This is a genomic window from Hyphomonas atlantica corrig., assembly GCF_000682715.1.
Lineage (GTDB): Bacteria > Pseudomonadota > Alphaproteobacteria > Caulobacterales > Hyphomonadaceae > Hyphomonas > Hyphomonas atlantica.
Window position 1 is genome coordinate 64,944 of sequence record NZ_AWFH01000063.1, and the last position, 15,934, is coordinate 80,877.

Here is a 15,934-nt window from a genome sequence, read left to right on the forward strand (position 1 = left end):
CGTCTACATACGCATTCCGCCGCGCAGTTCAAGGGAAATCAGGCCTGCGCGGGCAATTTCCGGTTTGGCGCGAATGCGTCTGCGAGGGGATTTGCGGTCTCCCCCAGCATCAGGTCTGCGATGATGCGGGCGGTGATCGGGGTGAGCAGGATGCCATTGCGATAGTGGCCTGCGGCAACAAACATGTTCGGCTGGCGCGTGCGGCCGAGGAAGGGGGCGAGGTCTGGCGTACCGGGGCGAACGCCGGACCAGGTCGAGGCGATCCGCGCATCGGCCAGCGAGGGCACGATGGTCGCCGCGCGCGACAGGAGCGCGGCAATATCATCCGTGTTCGGCATGCCCGTAGTGCGGCCCGGCTCCATCGTGGCGCCAATGACCAGTTCACGGCCACGCGGCACCATATAGATCGGCCCGGCGCGCAGCGTCGTGTCAGGATGGTCGGCGCGACGTTCTACGGACAGCATCTGCCCGCCAAACGTGTCGATCTCGTCCAGCGCGGTTTCCCAATTCACGAGGCTGAATTGTTTGCCGTGTTCGCTCACCTTCAGCGCAGCGCTCTGCCAGCCGGCGGTGACGAGCAACAGGTCATGGCCGTCGATGGCCAGTGTGCTGCCGGTGGAGTGGAGCGGCGCGGCGGCGTTCTCAAGTGTGATCGCGGGGTGGCGCTCGCAGACGCAGATCAGCGCAGACACGACGGCGCGATTGTTCACATGGCCATCGGTCTGGAGCCGCAGGGCACCGCACAAATCCGGGGAGAGGGCAGGCTCGATGGCGCGGGCGGCGGCGATGTCCAACCGGTCGCCGGGCAGGGCGCGGGCCTGAAGCGTTTCCAGAATGCCGTCCAGATGTTTGGCCGTGGCCTCATCTGCGGCGACAGCGAGGGAAGGGCCGGGCGCATAGCCGACGGACTGGCCGCTCTCGCGTTCCAGCTGCTCGGCGAAATCCGGCCAGAGACCTGCGCTTTCAAGGCAAAGATCGAACAGGCGCGGATGAACGCCCTCTTCGCTGGCCGCTTCGAAGGCCGGGGCGATCATGCCGGCGGCGGCCCAGCTGGCGCCGCGTCCGGGCGGGTTCGGATCAAACAGGGTGACGGATGCGCCGCGCCGGGCAAGTTCCAGCGCGCAGCTCAGCCCGATGATGCCTGCGCCTGCAATGGCAATGCGGGGATGTGAGGAATTGGCAGCGGCGCAGGTCATGCGCGCTATCTAGGCGATAGAATTGCAGAAATGAATGCTCAGGCCGCGTTGGCCTGCATTTTCTGGACTTCCCAGTAGGATTTGAAGGCGTCTGCCCATTTGCGGCTCTGGAAGACGACTTCCTTGCACATCTGTCCGCTGGGGCGGAATGCCGTGCGCACCATCATCTGAGGCGCTTCGTCCAGATCGTGAGAAAGTTGTTCGGTAATGAAGGAGTCCAGCACGATAGACAAAAGGGCGTCTTCTTCAGGCGATCCCAAGTCCAGATCCAAGACAATGTCGTTCATTTTTTCCCCAACCGTCAGGCTTTATATCCACAAAAGTGGAGTTTGTTTGTATTAAACCCTTCTACCTCAAATATTGCGGCGCAGCATAGCCGTTTTGAGACTCTTTCGGATTTTCCGTTCAGATGTGCAAAATTCGGGCAAAAAGGTCGCGCATCTCTTTGTTGCGATCCATTCTCAAGTGTGTTTCAACGGACCATCAATGCTCGAGAAGGAAAGTAGGTTCCATGAAATGGTATACACCTCTGGCTGCTGCCGTCGCGTTTGTTGCTGCGTGTGGCGGGCCGACTGAAGAACCGTCCGAACCTGCAGCGGTTGCGCCAGAGGCCACTGCGCCGGCAGAGCCTGCGGGCGTGCTGAATGTATATTCGGCGCGGCACTATGATTCCGACAAGGAGATGTACCGGAAATTCGAGGAGGAGACCGGCATTCGCGTCCGATTCCGCGAATCCGGTACGGCCGAATTGCTTGAGGCGATGAAGAATGAGGGGGACAACAGTCCCGCGGACGTCATTCTTTCGTCCGATGCTGGCACACTCTACCGGTTCATGGACGCAGGCCTGATGCAGCCGGTGGATTCGGATGTGCTGTCCGAGCGCATTCCAGAGCATTTCCGTGATCCGGAGGGGCACTGGTTCGGCCTCGCCAAGCGCTTGCGCGTGATCGTTTACGATCCGGACCGTGTTCAGCCCGACCAAGTAGACGAATATGCCGACCTTGCGAGTGCGGCCTTTGAAGGCGAGGTCTGCATGCGTTCCAGCACGAACATTTACAATCTCTCCCTGATGGGCGAGCTGGTAGACCGGCTGGGCGAGGAAACAGCGGCGGCCTGGGCGCGCAGCGTTGTGGCGAATTTCGCCCGCCAGCCGCAAGGCGGTGACACAACCCAGATCGAGGCAATTGCTGCAGGTCAGTGTTCCGTCGCGCTCGTCAATCACTATTATTGGGTGCGTATGACCCAAGGCTCCGACACCCAGCGCAACACGGTAGAAAAGACCATGTTGTCCTTCCCGCAGCAGGATAGCTGGGGCACGCACGTGAACGTGACGGGCGCAGGCGTTGCCGCCAATGCGCCGCATAAGGAAGCGGCGATCCAGTTCATCGAATGGCTGTCCGGGGAAGAGGGGCAGTTCCTGCTGACCACAGAGACCAAGGAGATCCCGCTGGTCGAGGGCGCAGAGATGCCGGTCGGTCTTGAGCGCTTGCCGTCAGACTTCAAGGAAAGTGTCTTCCCGCTCAATACGCTGGGGGAAAATCAGGCACGGGCACAAGCCATTTATGACCGGGCTGGCTGGAACTGATTTCATTTGACCAGTTTGAGCGACATTCGAAGCTTTCGGTTCAGAAGCGTTGACGGGCCCGCCTTGATGGCGGGCCTGATCATTGCGGTGCCGGTCTTCGTGACGCTGATTGCCGGACTGGTGAATGGTGGCGGCGATGCGTGGAGCCATATCCGCGACACGCTGTTGGTCGGCTATACCGGCGGCACGCTCGGCATGCTGGCCCTGACGGGGATCATGATCCTGATCACGGCTGTTCCGGCGGCCTGGCTGGTGACCATGTACCAGTTTCCGGGGCGCGGCGTGTTCGAATGGTTGCTCATCCTTCCCCTGGCTGCGCCGGGTTATGTGCTGGCCTATGCCTATGCAGATCTTATGGGCCTGATGGGGCCGTTTCAGGTCGCCATCCGGGATGTGACGGGCTTGTCGGCGCGGGACTATTGGTTTCCGGATATGCGCAACCTGCCGGGGCTTGCCTTCGTGCTGACCTGTGCCTTGTATCCTTATGTCTATCTCACGGCGCGGGCCGCCTTTGTCTCGCAATCGGTCTGCGCACTCGAAGCTGCACGCAGCCTGGGCGCCAGCAGCTTCCGGCGTTTCTGGCAGGTTGCCCTGCCAGCCGCGCGCCCGGCCATCGCTGCCGGTCTCGCGCTCGCCCTGATGGAGGCCGCGGCGGATTATGGCGCGGCAGAGTATCTGGGCGTGCCGACGCTGACCTTCGGCATCGTGCGGGCCTGGCAGAGCTTCGGCGAACCGGCCGCGGCGGCGCGACTGGCGCTGGTGCTTGTGGCCATCGTGATCGGGCTGATCCTTGCCGAGCGCTACACACGCGGCCGGGCGGGCAGCCAGCAGAGCTCAACGCGTTGGCGCACAGTGTCCCGCGCGCGGTTGCCGCTCGGCGCGGGTTTGGCGGCAAGCGCCTTGTGCGGCCTGATCTTCCTTGTCGCTTTTGTTCTGCCTGTGTCGCGACTTGTCTGGTTGGTGATGGAATCCCGCGACAGCATCGCGCCCATCGGGCGGGCACTTTTCAACACGTTGATCCTGGCAGGCTCTGGCGCGGCGCTGGCCTTCGTGCTGGCGTTGGTGATTGCACTGACCGTTCGCCAGAGCGGCCTGGTCGCAGGATTTGCCCGGCTGATGGCGTCGACCGGCTATGCCATTCCGGGCGCGGTTCTGGCACTCGGCGCGCTGATCGTGATGGGGCAATTGGGCCTGACGCTGACCGGGGCAGGGGCGATTTTTGCGCTGGCTTGGGTCTATGCCAGCAGGTTCACCACTTCTGGCGCCGAACCAATGGTGGCCGCGCTGGGCCGGGCACCCGCCTCAATGGGCTATGCTGCAGAGAGTCTCGGCGCATCGCCGCTGCGCCGGGCGGTTTCCGTTGACCTGCCGGTCGCGCTATCAGGCGCCATGGCTGGTGCGCTGATCCTGTTTGTTGAGTCCCTGAAAGAGCTGCCCGCGACCTTGATGTTGCGGCCGTTCAATTGGGATACCCTGTCCGTGCGGGCGAACGCCTATGCCACGGATGAGCGGCTGGCGGCGGCGGCGCTGCCCTCGCTGCTGATCACGCTGGCGGGCCTGTTGCCCGTGATCCTGTTGTCTTGGCGGCTGAGCCGTTCGCGTCCGGGGGATGCGGAATGAGCGTGCACCTGACGGCCCGGAACGTTTCCCGCCGCTATGGCGTGTCCACGGTTGTAAACGGCGTGAGCCTCGATCTGGAGCCGGGAAAGATCACGGCATTGCTCGGCGGATCGGGCGCGGGCAAGTCCACGCTATTGCGCCTGTTTGCCGGTCTCGAGCCTCTGGACGAGGGCGAGATCCGACTTGGGGACCAGATGTTGTCTGCGCCCGGAAAGACCGTGCCGGCCGAGAAGCGCCGCATCGGGCTGATCTTTCAGGATTTCGCTCTGTTCCCGCATCTGACGGCGGCGCAGAATGTGGCCTTTGGTCTGAAATCCCGTGGCAAGGCAGCGGCCAGAACGATCGCAGCGGAGTGGCTGGCGCGTCTGGGCCTTACGGGCCGGGCCGATGCCTATCCGCATGAATTGTCCGGCGGGGAGCAGCAGCGCGTCGCCATTGCCCGCGCGCTGGCACCTGAGCCTGCAGCGATCCTGATGGACGAGCCGTTCTCCGGCCTCGACCCGGCCCTGCGGGGCAGCGTACGCGACACGGCGCTGGCAGCCATTCGGGAAGCTGGCATTCCGGCCCTTCTGGTGACGCATGACCCGACCGAGGCGCTGGAAAGCTCCGATGCGATTGCCATTCTGCAAGGCGGGCGCCTGTTGCAGCAGGGGTTGGCGCGTGATGTTTACCTGAAACCGGACAGCGCCGCGATTGCGGCTGCGCTGGGGCCGGTCAGTCGCATCTCCGGGCCGGATATGCCTGCGGGCCTGACGGGGCAGGCCGTGCCCGCCGGATCGGAACTGGTCGTAAGGCCCGAGGGCGTCGTTCAGGACGAAACCTCGCCTGTGCGGGCGACGGTGGTGACCAGCCAGCTGACCGGGCCGCTCTGCCGATTGCTGCTGGATTGTGCGGGACAGGAGCTGGTCGCGCTGGTGCCGCGGATGACAGCGCCGAAGGCTGGTGCAGAGATCGGCATCCGGCTGGACCCCGCATTGACATTCATCTTCCAGTCAGCAGATTCCTGACATTTCCGTTAGAGTGCGAGGAATCCCTCGCCATCCGGATATGCGTCCCATAAAATCAGGGATGTAGATGTAATCAACAGGAGGCGCTCTGAATGGCGCGGAATATCCTGAAACTGGCTGCAACGGCTGCCCTGGCCGCCTTGATGGCTGCGAGTGCAACGGCGCAAAGCCTGATCCGCGATGCGGAGATCGAGGAAACCTTGCGGGACTGGACCGATCCGATCCTGGAGGTTGCGGGACTGCAGCCGAATGATGTTGGCCTTTACCTGATCAATGACCCGTCGCTGAACGCCTTTGTGGCGAATGGCCAGAACATTCATATCCACACCGGCCTGATCATCGCGGCGGATTCCTCGCTGCAGATCAAGGGCGTGATCGGTCATGAGACGTGTCACATCGCCTGTGGCCACTCGGTCAGCCGGTCGCGCGCTGCTGGCGTGGCGATGCGTCCGGCGCTGCTTTCCATCGGCCTCGGTATTCTGGCAATGGCCGCCGGAGAGGGCGGTGCAGGTGCAGCGCTGATCGGATCGTCGCAGCAATTCGCGGCGCTGAACTTCTTCACGCATACGCGTTCTGAAGAGGCGATGGCGGATGCCGCCGCAGTGGAATACCTGACCCAGCTGGGCCAGTCACCGCGCGGCATCGTCGAATTCTTCGAGAATTTCCGTTATCAGGAAGTGCTGTCCAGCGCGCGTCGCTATCCATATTTTAGGGCGCACCCGTTGGCCTCTGACCGTATCCGCAATGTGCGGATGCTGGCCGAGGAAACCGGCTTGATGGATTTGCCGCCGACGGATGTTGAGCAGCGCCAGTATGAGATGATGCGCGCCAAGCTGATCGGCTTTCTGGACACGCCGAACAAGGTGGCGCGGGAGTATCCCGCCAGCGACCAGAGCCAGCCTGCGCGCTATGCCCGTGCCATCGCGGCAATGCAGGCGTCTGACATCAATCGCGCGCTGGAACAGGTCGAAACACTGGTCGAGGAAGACCCCGAGAACCCTTATTACTGGGAGCTGAAAGGCCAGATACTGTTCGAGAGTGGCCGGGCTGCAGAATCTGTTGCGCCTCATGCCCGCTCGCTGGAGCTGAAGCCGGGCCAGCCGCTGCTGCTCATCAATCTGGCGCGCTCCCTGAACGCACGGGATGAGCCGGGCGATGTGGACACTGCGGAAAAGGCGTTGCGCGATGCACTGCTGGCAGAGCCGAACAATGCGTTCGCCTGGGCCCAATTGGCCATCACCTACGAAAAGCAGGGGCGCCGCGCCGACGCGCAGCTGGCAACGGCGGAGTCTGCCTATGCGGTAGGAGATATTGTGCGTGCCAACCGGTTTGCGCACTTCGCCGTGCAAAGCCTGGAGCCGGGCACGCCGGACTATCGCCGCGCAGACGACATCCTGCTGGTGACAGACGCCAACAATCCCGACAATCGCGACATGTATCGCCGCGGGCCGCGCCTTTCATTCTCGGCCCAATAGCCAGCGATCAACTTTGCGTCAGGCCGGATGGACGCGACGCGCCGACGCCGTATATGTGACGGCAAATCCCTCTGACCTGTGAACAGGAAGCATTCCGCATGAATTTCAAACTGACCTCGATGATGGCCGCTGGCTCCGCCCTTGCGTTGACTGCCTGCGCCGACAATTCCGCCCCCGCCGCGGCGGACCGCGAAGCGATGGAACAGGTCGTACGCGAGTACATTCTGGATAATCCGGAGATCATCGAGGAAGCGCTGATCAAGCTGGCAGCCAAACAGAAAGCGGCTGCCTCAGCGGAGGCGCAACAGGCCATCGCGAGCAATTTCGATGCGATCTACAACAATCCGGGCGACTATTCGATCGGCCCGGCAGATGCTGAGATCACCGTGGTCGAGTTCTTCGATTATCGCTGCGGCTGGTGCAAACGCTCCACCGACTGGATCCAGGCCTTGCCGAAAGAGTATGATGGCAATGTGCGCGTCGTGTTCAAGGAATTGCCGATCTTTGGCGGCATCAGCGAGACAGCTTCCCTCGCCGCGCTGGCCGCAGGCAAGCAGGACAAGTACCTTGAGTTCCATCTCGCGCTGATGGACATCAAGAACAATAACGACCTGACCGAAGCCAAGCTCGACGAGGTTGCAGAAGACGTCGGAATGAACGTCCAGAAGATGCGGGCGGACATGAAGTCGATGGATATTCAGCGCAAGCTGGCTGATTCCAAACAGCTGGCCCGGACGCTGGGCGTGGAAGCGACGCCAAGCTTCTTCATCGGAAATGAGTTCATTGAAGGCGCCAATCGCGACCGCGTGAACGAACTGATCAAGGAAGGCCTGAAAGGCTAGGCCGGATCAGGAGGGCAGCGAGGTTTCGTACGGGCTGTCCAGGGAAAACATGGGGATGGTGGCGATCAGCACGCGGCCATCCTCGCCTTCCAGATCATAGGTGCCCCCCATGATGCCGGAGGGCGCAGCCAGCGGCGCGCCGGATGTATAGCTGAAACGTTCACCAGGGCCGAGCGTCGGCGTCTGGCCGATCACGCCGTCGCCATCCACTTCCTGCCGACGCCCCTCGGCATCGACAATGCGCCAATGCCGCCGGACGATGGTCCAGGTCTGTTCGCTCTCATTCTCCACATCGACCGTATAGGACCACATGAAGCGCGCGCGGGCGGGCTCTGACTCGTCGTGCATGAATTTCGGGCGAACGCGAATGCGCACGCCATCCGTTACATGCTCATACTGTGGAGGAGGAACCCGTCTGCCCATTTAGGTAAAATTCAATCCAATTCGTTCACACACTGTTAAGGGCGCGCGTCAAATCCATTACAAGATCGTCAGAATCTTCCAATCCCACGGACATGCGGATCCAGCTGCGGTCGAGGCCCATTGAAGCCTGCTCCTCATCGCTCAGCGCGCGGTGTGTGGTGGAGGAGGGGTGGCAGGCCAGGGTCTTGGTGTCGCCGAGATTGTTGCAGATATCGACCAGCTCCAGCGCGTTCAGGAATTTGAATGCTTCGGCCTGACTGCCTTTCAGCGAGAACGCGATCATCGTTCCGCCTGCGCTCATCTGGCGCTTGTGGATTTCGTAGTGCGGATGATCCTCGCGGTGTGGATAGCGCACAGCGGCAATGGCCGGATGGTCCGCGATCACATCGGCGAGGCGCGCCGCATTGCGGGTCTGCTGGTCCACGCGCAGCTTCAGCGTTTCGAGCCCCTTCAGCACGACCCAGGCGTTGAACGGTGAGGCCGCCGGGCCGAGATGGCGCAGCCACGGATCATAGATTTCTTCCATCCGCGCAGAATCACACAGGATGGCTCCGCCCATGACGCGGCCCTGTCCGTCCATATGCTTGGTGGTTGAGTAGACGACGACATCCGCGCCAAGCTCCAGCGGTTTCTGAAGGATCGGTGTGGCAAATACGTTGTCGACGACCAGCGTCGCGCCGGTCGCCTTGCAGAGTTTGGCCACGGCTTCGATGTCGACCCCATCCAGCAGGGGATTGGCCGGGCTTTCGATCAGCACGAGCTGGCAGCCCTTGGCGATCTCACGTTCCCAGGCCTCAAGGTCTGCGCCATCGACGAACACCGTCTCGATGCCAAATTTCGGCATCTGGTTGGCGATGATCCAGCGGCACGAACCGAACAGGGCGGTGGCGGCCACAACGCGGTCACCTGCCTTCAGCGGGGCGAGGATGGCCGTGGAAATCGCCCCCATGCCGGACGCAGCGACGCGGCAAGTCTCGGCCCCTTCGATCAGGGCGAGGCGCTGCTGCAGCATTTCACAAGTCGGGCTGCCATAGCGGGAGTAGACGAATCCGTCCTCTTCGCCCGCCATGCGGCGCATGGCCTGTTCGGCGCTGTCATAGGAATACCCGGAGGTCAGGTAGAGGGCTTCGGAGATCTCGCCATGCTCGGACCGCATGAGGCCGCCGCGCACAGCTTGTGTGGCGGGCTTCCAGCCCTTCTTTGCGTTATCGCCCGGTGCGTCTGCCATGTCAGGTTGGTCCCTTGTGTTTCCTGAAGTGCGTCTTATGCCTGAGAAGGTAAGGGGTGCAAGTGATGGCCGACGATTCGGGTGTATTGTCTGATCAGGAAATCGAGGCGCTGGTGCGCGCGGAGGCGATCCGGTTTGACCTGCCTCTGGACGAGGGACAGGTTCAGCCTGCCAGCCTTGATCTGCGTCTGGCCGAGGATGCCTATCGACTGAGGGCCAGCTTCCTGCCGGGGAAGGACCGCACCGTCGCCGAAATGCTTCAGGAGCCGGGCATTCACATGCACCGGATCGACCTTACCAAGGAGGGCGCGGTTCTGGAGACGGGGTGCGTGTATCTCGTGCCGCTGATGGAATCGCTGCGCCTGCCGCCGGGCATCGCGGCGCGGGCCAATCCGAAAAGCTCCACCGGGCGGATCGACGTGTTCACGCGCCTTGTCACCAATCGGTCTCGCGCGTTTGACGAAGTGCCAACCGGCTATTCAGGGCCGCTCTATCTGGAGGTCAGCCCGCGCACCTTTCCCATCATGGTGCGGCCGGGCGACCGGCTGGCGCAGATCCGGTTCAAGCGGAAGAAGCCGGAGACCCTGAAAGAGAAAATCGTTTCCATTGACCTGGAAGTGAAGGGCGACCAGCCGGTGGGCTGGCGTGCCAAGCACCATTCCGGGATCGTGGACCTGCGGGGCCTTGCGGCGCATGAGGCGAGCCAGTTCTGGGAGCCAGTCTGGCCACGCGATGGCCGAATTGTTCTGAACCCGGAAGAATTCTACATTCTTGTCAGTCGTGAAACCGTGAAGGTTGGCGCGATGGAAGCGGCCGAGATGGCGCCGATTGCACCAGAGCTGGGCGAGTTTCGCGCGCACTATGCCGGCTTTTTCGATCCGGGCTTCGGCATGAATGACGGTGGCAGCCGCGCCGTGCTGGAAGTGCGCTCGCGCGATGTGCCCTTCATTCTGGAGCATGGCCAGCCGGTCGCCAAGCTGATCTATGAGGGCATGGCCTCAAAGCCCAAGGGGCTCTATGGGGGCAAGGGCTCCAACTATCAGGGGCAGGGCCTCAGGCTCTCCAAGCATTTCCGTATCTGAAGGCGCACGCCATGAAGCTCTATTACTCCGCAACATCGCCCTATGCCCGAAAGGTTCGGGTGCTGATCATGGAGCAGGGCTTGCAAGATGCGGTCGAGTTGGTACGCGCGGATCCGATGGCGGAGAATGCGGGCACAAGGATTGGCAATCCGCTCAGCAAGATACCCGCGCTGGAGCTGTATGATGGAACGCACCTCTTCGACAGTCCGGTGATCTGTGAATACCTCGACCATCAGGCGGGCGGCGAGCCATTGCTGCCGGCGGATGGCGCGCGGCGCTGGAGCGTGCTGAAAGCGCAGGCGCTGGGCGATGGCATTCTGGACGCGGCGCTGAGCCTGGTCATGGAATCCCGCAGGCCGGAGGAACAGCAATCCGAGTTCTGGCAGGCGCGGTGGATTTCCGCCATTCATCGTGGCGTGGACGATATGGCCGAAGACATCCAGGCGGATGAGGCGAGCTTCGACCTTGGCCGGATCAGTTATGCCTGCGCGCTTGGGTATCTCGACTTCCGCTTGCCGGACCTGAACTGGCGCGCGCCGCATCCGGGCCTCGTGGAATGGTTTTCCGAAATCTCCCGGCGCGAGAGTTTTGTCCTGACCGTGCCGCCCGCCTAAGACTGTTCATCCAGATTCAGCCGCATCTCGGTGATGTAGGGCTTGAAGCCGGTTTTCTCGTAGGCGCGGAGGGCGGGGGCGTTATTGCTGTAAACCTCAAGACGCAGTTCCGGCAGTCCGCGTGTGCGAGCCCATTCAGTCAGATGATCAATCAGGACACGGTTCAATCCCCTGCCGCGATGATCCGGGTGGACGAACATGAAACCGAGATAGGCGTGATGGTCTGACGCGACATATGCTTTTGACGGGCGCTTGTGGGCGTAGCCGGTGGCGATGATGTTTCCGTCAATTTCGATCACCGCGACTTCTGCGTCGTCTGACTGCACGAGTTCTCCGAGATCATAATAGCTGATCGGATCGGGCTTCAGCGTATGATCATACGGGCGCTCCGCCGCAATGATGCCTTGCTCGCAGGCTTTCAGCGCAGGCAGGTCTTCCAGCGTGGCAGAACGGACAGGATAGTTGGGATCGCTCACGCGATCAGCCTTTTGCCTTGGCCAGTTCGCGATAGACCACGCAGGCACCGGTGCGGGTTTCGTCCGGACTGACCAGCTTTACCATTTCGGCGGCCACCTCTTCCGGGGTCGGAAGGGTCATCGGGTCTTCGCCTGGCATGGCCTCGGCGCGCATGCCGGTACGGGTGCCGCCCGGATCGAAGATGTTGGCGCGCAGCTTCATGTTTTCGTTTTCGTCCGCCCATCCGATGACGAGCGCTTCCAGCCCGGCCTTGGCGGCCTGATACGGGCCCCAGAAGGCGCGCGGGTGGCGCGCGACGCTGGACGTGACGAACACGGCGCGCGGCGCATCTGACTGGTGCAGCCAGGGCGACAGGGCGCGGATCAGGTGGAAATTCGCATTGAGGTTCGTCGCAATCGTTTCCTCGAAGCTGCGTGGGCCGCATGTCTCCAGCGGGCCGAGCGTGCCCAGAATGCCGGCATTTGCGACCAGCCCGTCAAGGCGGCCGAAGCGTTCGCCAATCACCTTGCCGAGGGTCTCGATGCCTTTGGTGTCTTTCAAATCCATCGGCACAAGGACGGCTTCGCTGCCGAGCGCGCGAATCTCGTCATCCAGTTTCTGCAGGGCAGCTTTCGAGCGCGCAACGGCGATGACAATGTTGCCCTGACGGGCAAGGTCCAGCGCTGCGGCGCGGCCAATGCCACGGGACGCGCCGGTGACGAGGATGAGACGGGGGGTGTCAGTCATTCTGGAGCCTTTACAGGTCCGCTAGGCATCATCCAGCAGGGAGAGCTGGCGTTCCTTGTCGGACTCGGCGTGTTCATTGTCGACCAACAGGGTCGGATAGTCACCCGTGAAGCAATGGTCTGAAAATTGCGGCTGCATCGCGTTGCGTTCGGGCTCACCGATGGCCTTGTAGAGACCGGGCACGGAGAGGAAGCCGAGCGAGTCGACTTTCAGCTCATTCGTCATTTCCTCGTGCGTGTGGATCGCCGCGAAGAGTTCGGATTTGGCCGCCATGTCGATGCCGTAGAAATCCGGGTTCACGATGGGCGGGCTGGCCGAACGGAAATGGATTTCCTTCGCGCCGGCATCGCGTACCATTTGCACGATCTTCTTCGACGTGTTGCCACGCACGATGGAGTCATCGACCAGGATGACGCGCTTGCCTTCCAGCACGGCGCGGTTCGGGCTGTGCTTCTTGGAAACGGCGCTCTGGCGACCGGTCTGGGTCGGCTGGATGAAGGTCCGTCCGACATAATGGTTCCGGATGATGCCCATCTGGAAGGGGATGCCGGACGCTTCGGAAAAGCCGAGCGCGGCCGGGACGCCGGAATCCGGAACGGGAACGATCACATCCGCCTCGGCCGGGGTTTCCGCGGCCAGCTGATGGCCCATGCGGCGGCGCACCTCATAGATGGAGCGGCCCTGCATGATGGAATCCGGACGGGCGAAATAGACATATTCGAAGACGCACGGGCTGGTCGGGCGCTTGGCGGCGAAGCGATAGGATTCGACACCCTTGTCGCTGATCACGACGATTTCGCCATTGTCCACTTCGCGCACGAACTCTGCGCCGATAATGTCCAGCGCGCAGGTTTCGGACGCCAGCACATAGGCCTCGCCCAGCTTGCCGAGGATCAGCGGACGCAGGCCCACCGGGTCACGGGCGCCGATCAGCTTCTTGCCGGTCAGGCCGACAAGCGCATAGCCGCCTTCGATTTTCTGGAGCGCGTCCACAAGCCGGTCGAGGAAGTTCTTGCCGGTGCTGCGGGCGACCAGGTGCAGGATGACTTCGGTGTCCATTGTGGACTGGAAGATCGCACCGTCCTTGACCAGGTCATGGCGCAATTTGCGGGAATTGGTCAGGTTGCCATTGTGCGCCACCGCGAACCCGCCGCCGGCGAGATCCGCGAAGATCGGCTGCACGTTCCGCAACATGGTGCGGCCTTGCGTGGAATACCGGTTGTGACCGATGGCGGCGTGGCCCGGAAGGCGCGTTCGGAGATCACCCCCGAAATGCTCACCTACCATGCCCAAATGACGTTCCGAGGGGAAGCGCTTGCCGTCAAAGGTGATCATGCCGCAGGCTTCTTGCCCGCGATGCTGGAGGGCATGCAGACCAAGCGCTGTCAGCAGGCTGGCCTCATGATTTCCATAGATACCGAAGACGCCGCATTCCTCGCGGGGCTTGTCGTCATCATGATCGAAAAGGACCATTTGAGACGCACCTCCTGAGTGACAGTTCTGCGACGAGGGCCTATTGCCCTGTTTTGCCCGCCGAGGGAAGGGCAGCTTGCACATCTTTTCCGACTTTTGACGCATTGTCGTTCACATAGTCGGCCATTTCGGCGAGCGGTGGATAGGTCAGGGAATTGAGGATGAAGTCCGGGATGCGGCTTTCATCCAGTGCCAGATTCAGCAGGACCGCGAAAAAGACCAGCGCGATGGCACCGCGTGCGATGCCGAAGAACAGGCCGGCCACATGGTCGAACATGCCGATGCCTTCCGCGCCCTGGATGTTTTTCGACAGGCGCTGGCCGAACCACGCGACCAGGACATAAACTATGATGAAGGCGAACACGACCAGGGCGAGATCGCCCAGCACGGGGTCTGCCCCTTCCGGCACCAGCGTGCGCACCGGTTCAGCAAAGAAACGACGGGCATAGTATGCGGCGGCAAGGGCGGCGATAAACGAGCCCAGCGTGGCGACTTCGCGCAAAAAGCCCCGGGCAAACGCCATGATGGCGGAAATCACGATGACCGCGACCGCAATGGCATCAAAAGCTGTAATGGACTCAAGCATTCTGGGCGTCCGGGGCGAGAAGTTGGGCAAGATCGATAAGCCGTTTAATCGGGGTGATCGTCAAGCCATCGACTGAAGTCGGGCTGCCTTCCGGCACATAGGCATGGGTGAAGCCGAGGCGCGCAGCCTCCTTCAGGCGCTGTTCCATCCGCGCCACCGGGCGAACGGCGCCGGACAGGGCGACTTCCCCGAAAAACACGCTGCGCTCTGGCACCGGCATGTCGGCAAGCGAGGTTAGCAGGGCTGCCGCCGCACCAAGGTCACCTGCCGGTTCGCCGATGCGATAGCCGCCCGCGACGGAGAGATAGACATCCATGCCCGCAAGGCTGATGCCGCAGCGCGCCTCCAGCACGGCCAGCAGCATGGCCAGGCGCCCACCATCCCAGCCGACAACGCTGCGCCGCGGCGTGCCATAGGCGGATTTGGCCACAAGGGCCTGCACTTCGGCCAGTACGGGGCGCGAGCCTTCCATCGCTGCAAAGACGGCAGCGCCGCCCTCTGCGTCCCCATCAGCGGACAGGAACAGGGCCGATGGCTCCTTCGCCGGGGCGAGGCCGTATTGGTGCATCTCGAAGATGCCGATTTCGTCTGTCGGGCCGAACCGGTTTTTCACGGCGCGCAGGATGCGGAACTGGTGGCCGCGTTCGCCCTCGAAATAGAAGACCGCATCGACCATGTGTTCCACCACGCGCGGGCCGGCAATGTTGCCTTCCTTGGTAACGTGACCAACGAGGACCAGCGCCGCGCCGGATTTCTTGGCCCAGCGGGTCAGCTCCTGCGCGCAGGCGCGAACCTGGCTGACCGAGCCGGGCGCGGCTTCCAGACTGTCAGACCACATGGTCTGGATGGAATCGATCACCACAAAGTCCGGATTGGCGGCCTTCAGCGCAGACAGGATCTTGCGCAGATCTGTTTCGGTCGCGAGGTCTACCGGGCTTTCGGCCACTTTCAGGCGCTTGGCCCGCTCCTGGATCTGGGCGGCGGCTTCTTCGCCGGAGACATAGACCGTCTTCACGCCATTGCGGGCGAGGCGCGCGGCGACCTGAAGCAGCAGGGTCGATTTGCCGATGCCGGGATCGCCGCCGATCAACGTGGCGGACGACGGCACAATGCCCCCGCCGAAGACGCGGTCGAGTTCCTCCACGCCCATCACGATGCGCGCGGGCGTTTCCGTTTCGGCGTTCAGGGCGACGAATTCAGCCTTGGACGAGCGCTTGGTGCCGGCCTTCGGCGCGGCGAGCCCGCCCGGCGCGCCACCGATGGTCTCTTCGACCAGCGTGTTCCATTCTCCGCACCCATTGCACTTGCCACTCCATTTGGAGTGAACCTCGCCACAGGATTGGCACACAAAGGCAGTCGTCGCAGTCTTGGCCATGCCGAATGAGATATGAGGGTTTGCAGGCAGGGGGAAGGGGCTGCGTTCATCCTCCCCCGCGCGCGGGGGAGGTGCCCGAAGGGCGGAGGGGGCATGACCGCTTCGCCGTCTGCCACCTCCCCCGCAGGCGGGGGAGGATCGGCGACGGATTTTCCGAGACAGGCGAAAGGCGCGATCCCCTCTGGTATCTTACCGTTCACGAGCCGCACAGCACGGGCCGGGCCG

Annotated in this window: 16 protein-coding genes; 7 read left to right on the forward strand and 9 right to left on the reverse strand. The window is 62.5% G+C overall.

Going from position 1 to position 15,934, the window contains the following annotated elements; translation table 11 throughout:
* Positions 1-38: 38 nt before the first annotated feature.
* A complete protein-coding gene (gene thiO, locus HY36_RS17105; RefSeq protein WP_035555570.1) occupies positions 39-1,196 on the reverse strand; it encodes a glycine oxidase ThiO in 1,158 nt (385 codons plus the stop codon).
* Positions 1,197-1,234: 38 nt separating this feature from the next.
* Positions 1,235-1,483, reverse strand: coding sequence for a hypothetical protein (locus HY36_RS17110; RefSeq protein ID WP_035555572.1), 249 nt, complete (start codon positions 1,481-1,483; stop codon positions 1,235-1,237).
* A 224-nt stretch (positions 1,484-1,707) separates the two neighbouring features.
* On the opposite strand from HY36_RS17110, the gene HY36_RS17115 reads away from it, so the two are divergent.
* The 5 genes from HY36_RS17115 (at position 1,708) to HY36_RS17135 (ending at position 7,725) form a co-directional block, all read left to right on the forward strand.
* The gene (locus HY36_RS17115; RefSeq protein ID WP_035555575.1) at positions 1,708-2,781 is read left to right on the forward strand and encodes an extracellular solute-binding protein; all 1,074 of its coding nucleotides are present in this window, start codon (positions 1,708-1,710) and stop codon (positions 2,779-2,781) included.
* Positions 2,782-2,796: 15 nt separating this feature from the next.
* Entirely contained in the window at positions 2,797-4,401 is a 1,605-nt protein-coding gene (locus HY36_RS17120) for an ABC transporter permease (RefSeq protein ID WP_241764262.1), read from the forward strand.
* Positions 4,398-5,408: an ABC transporter ATP-binding protein gene (locus HY36_RS17125; protein ID WP_035555580.1), complete on the forward strand. Its 1,011-nt coding sequence runs from the start codon at positions 4,398-4,400 to the stop codon at positions 5,406-5,408. Before HY36_RS17120 ends, HY36_RS17125 begins: the two co-directional genes overlap by 4 nt.
* Before the next feature lie 92 nt (positions 5,409-5,500).
* The gene (locus HY36_RS17130; protein ID WP_035555583.1) at positions 5,501-6,883 is read left to right on the forward strand and encodes a M48 family metalloprotease; all 1,383 of its coding nucleotides are present in this window, start codon (positions 5,501-5,503) and stop codon (positions 6,881-6,883) included.
* 98 nt (positions 6,884-6,981) lie between these two features.
* Complete coding sequence (locus tag HY36_RS17135) at positions 6,982-7,725, forward strand: DsbA family protein (protein ID WP_035555586.1); 744 nt, start codon at positions 6,982-6,984, stop codon at positions 7,723-7,725.
* 6 nt (positions 7,726-7,731) lie between these two features.
* On the opposite strand, the gene apaG is transcribed toward HY36_RS17135, so the two are convergent.
* Together apaG and metZ are read right to left on the reverse strand one after the other, a co-directional pair.
* Entirely contained in the window at positions 7,732-8,148 is a 417-nt protein-coding gene (apaG, locus tag HY36_RS17140; RefSeq protein WP_035555589.1) for a Co2+/Mg2+ efflux protein ApaG, read from the reverse strand.
* Positions 8,149-8,173: 25 nt separating this feature from the next.
* Positions 8,174-9,376: an O-succinylhomoserine sulfhydrylase gene (metZ, locus tag HY36_RS17145; protein WP_035555591.1), complete on the reverse strand. Its 1,203-nt coding sequence runs from the start codon at positions 9,374-9,376 to the stop codon at positions 8,174-8,176.
* 65 nt (positions 9,377-9,441) lie between these two features.
* Between metZ and HY36_RS17150 the strand changes: the two genes are divergently transcribed.
* Complete coding sequence (locus tag HY36_RS17150; protein WP_035555593.1) at positions 9,442-10,458, forward strand: 2'-deoxycytidine 5'-triphosphate deaminase; 1,017 nt, start codon at positions 9,442-9,444, stop codon at positions 10,456-10,458.
* An 11-nt stretch (positions 10,459-10,469) separates the two neighbouring features.
* Positions 10,470-11,072 (forward strand): glutathione S-transferase N-terminal domain-containing protein, encoded by a 603-nt coding sequence (locus tag HY36_RS17155; protein ID WP_035555596.1) that lies wholly within the window; start codon positions 10,470-10,472, stop codon positions 11,070-11,072.
* Here HY36_RS17155 and HY36_RS17160 read toward each other — a convergent pair.
* The 5 genes from HY36_RS17160 to radA are packed head-to-tail and all read right to left on the reverse strand — an operon-like array spanning position 11,069 to position 15,709.
* Positions 11,069-11,548: a GNAT family N-acetyltransferase gene (locus HY36_RS17160; protein ID WP_035555599.1), complete on the reverse strand. Its 480-nt coding sequence runs from the start codon at positions 11,546-11,548 to the stop codon at positions 11,069-11,071. The two genes, HY36_RS17155 and HY36_RS17160, sit on opposite strands and share 4 nt — an antisense overlap.
* Before the next feature lie 4 nt (positions 11,549-11,552).
* The gene (locus tag HY36_RS17165) at positions 11,553-12,275 is read right to left on the reverse strand and encodes an SDR family NAD(P)-dependent oxidoreductase (RefSeq protein WP_035555602.1); all 723 of its coding nucleotides are present in this window, start codon (positions 12,273-12,275) and stop codon (positions 11,553-11,555) included.
* A gap of 21 nt (positions 12,276-12,296) precedes the next feature.
* Entirely contained in the window at positions 12,297-13,748 is a 1,452-nt protein-coding gene (gene purF / locus HY36_RS17170) for an amidophosphoribosyltransferase (RefSeq protein WP_035555604.1), read from the reverse strand.
* A 40-nt stretch (positions 13,749-13,788) separates the two neighbouring features.
* Complete coding sequence (locus tag HY36_RS17175) at positions 13,789-14,334, reverse strand: CvpA family protein (RefSeq protein ID WP_035555607.1); 546 nt, start codon at positions 14,332-14,334, stop codon at positions 13,789-13,791.
* Positions 14,327-15,709 (reverse strand): DNA repair protein RadA, encoded by a 1,383-nt coding sequence (gene radA / locus HY36_RS17180; protein WP_035555610.1) that lies wholly within the window; start codon positions 15,707-15,709, stop codon positions 14,327-14,329. The genes HY36_RS17175 and radA overlap by 8 nt, the downstream gene beginning before the upstream one ends.
* Between the last annotated feature and the right edge of the window lie 225 nt (positions 15,710-15,934).

Coding starts and splice junctions, on each gene's coding strand:
- thiO (WP_035555570.1), bottom strand. CDS start 1,196: ATGACCTGCGCCGCTGCCAATTCCTCACATCCCCGCATTGCCATTGCA.
- HY36_RS17110 (WP_035555572.1), bottom strand. CDS start 1,483: ATGAACGACATTGTCTTGGATCTGGACTTGGGATCGCCTGAAGAAGAC.
- HY36_RS17115 (WP_035555575.1), top strand. CDS start 1,708: ATGAAATGGTATACACCTCTGGCTGCTGCCGTCGCGTTTGTTGCTGCG.
- HY36_RS17125 (WP_035555580.1), top strand. CDS start 4,398: ATGAGCGTGCACCTGACGGCCCGGAACGTTTCCCGCCGCTATGGCGTG.
- HY36_RS17130 (WP_035555583.1), top strand. CDS start 5,501: ATGGCGCGGAATATCCTGAAACTGGCTGCAACGGCTGCCCTGGCCGCC.
- HY36_RS17135 (WP_035555586.1), top strand. CDS start 6,982: ATGAATTTCAAACTGACCTCGATGATGGCCGCTGGCTCCGCCCTTGCG.
- apaG (WP_035555589.1), bottom strand. CDS start 8,148: ATGGGCAGACGGGTTCCTCCTCCACAGTATGAGCATGTAACGGATGGC.
- metZ (WP_035555591.1), bottom strand. CDS start 9,376: ATGGCAGACGCACCGGGCGATAACGCAAAGAAGGGCTGGAAGCCCGCC.
- HY36_RS17150 (WP_035555593.1), top strand. CDS start 9,442: ATGGCCGACGATTCGGGTGTATTGTCTGATCAGGAAATCGAGGCGCTG.
- HY36_RS17155 (WP_035555596.1), top strand. CDS start 10,470: ATGAAGCTCTATTACTCCGCAACATCGCCCTATGCCCGAAAGGTTCGG.
- HY36_RS17165 (WP_035555602.1), bottom strand. CDS start 12,275: ATGACTGACACCCCCCGTCTCATCCTCGTCACCGGCGCGTCCCGTGGC.
- purF (WP_035555604.1), bottom strand. CDS start 13,748: ATGGTCCTTTTCGATCATGATGACGACAAGCCCCGCGAGGAATGCGGC.
- HY36_RS17175 (WP_035555607.1), bottom strand. CDS start 14,334: ATGCTTGAGTCCATTACAGCTTTTGATGCCATTGCGGTCGCGGTCATC.
- radA (WP_035555610.1), bottom strand. CDS start 15,709: ATGGCCAAGACTGCGACGACTGCCTTTGTGTGCCAATCCTGTGGCGAG.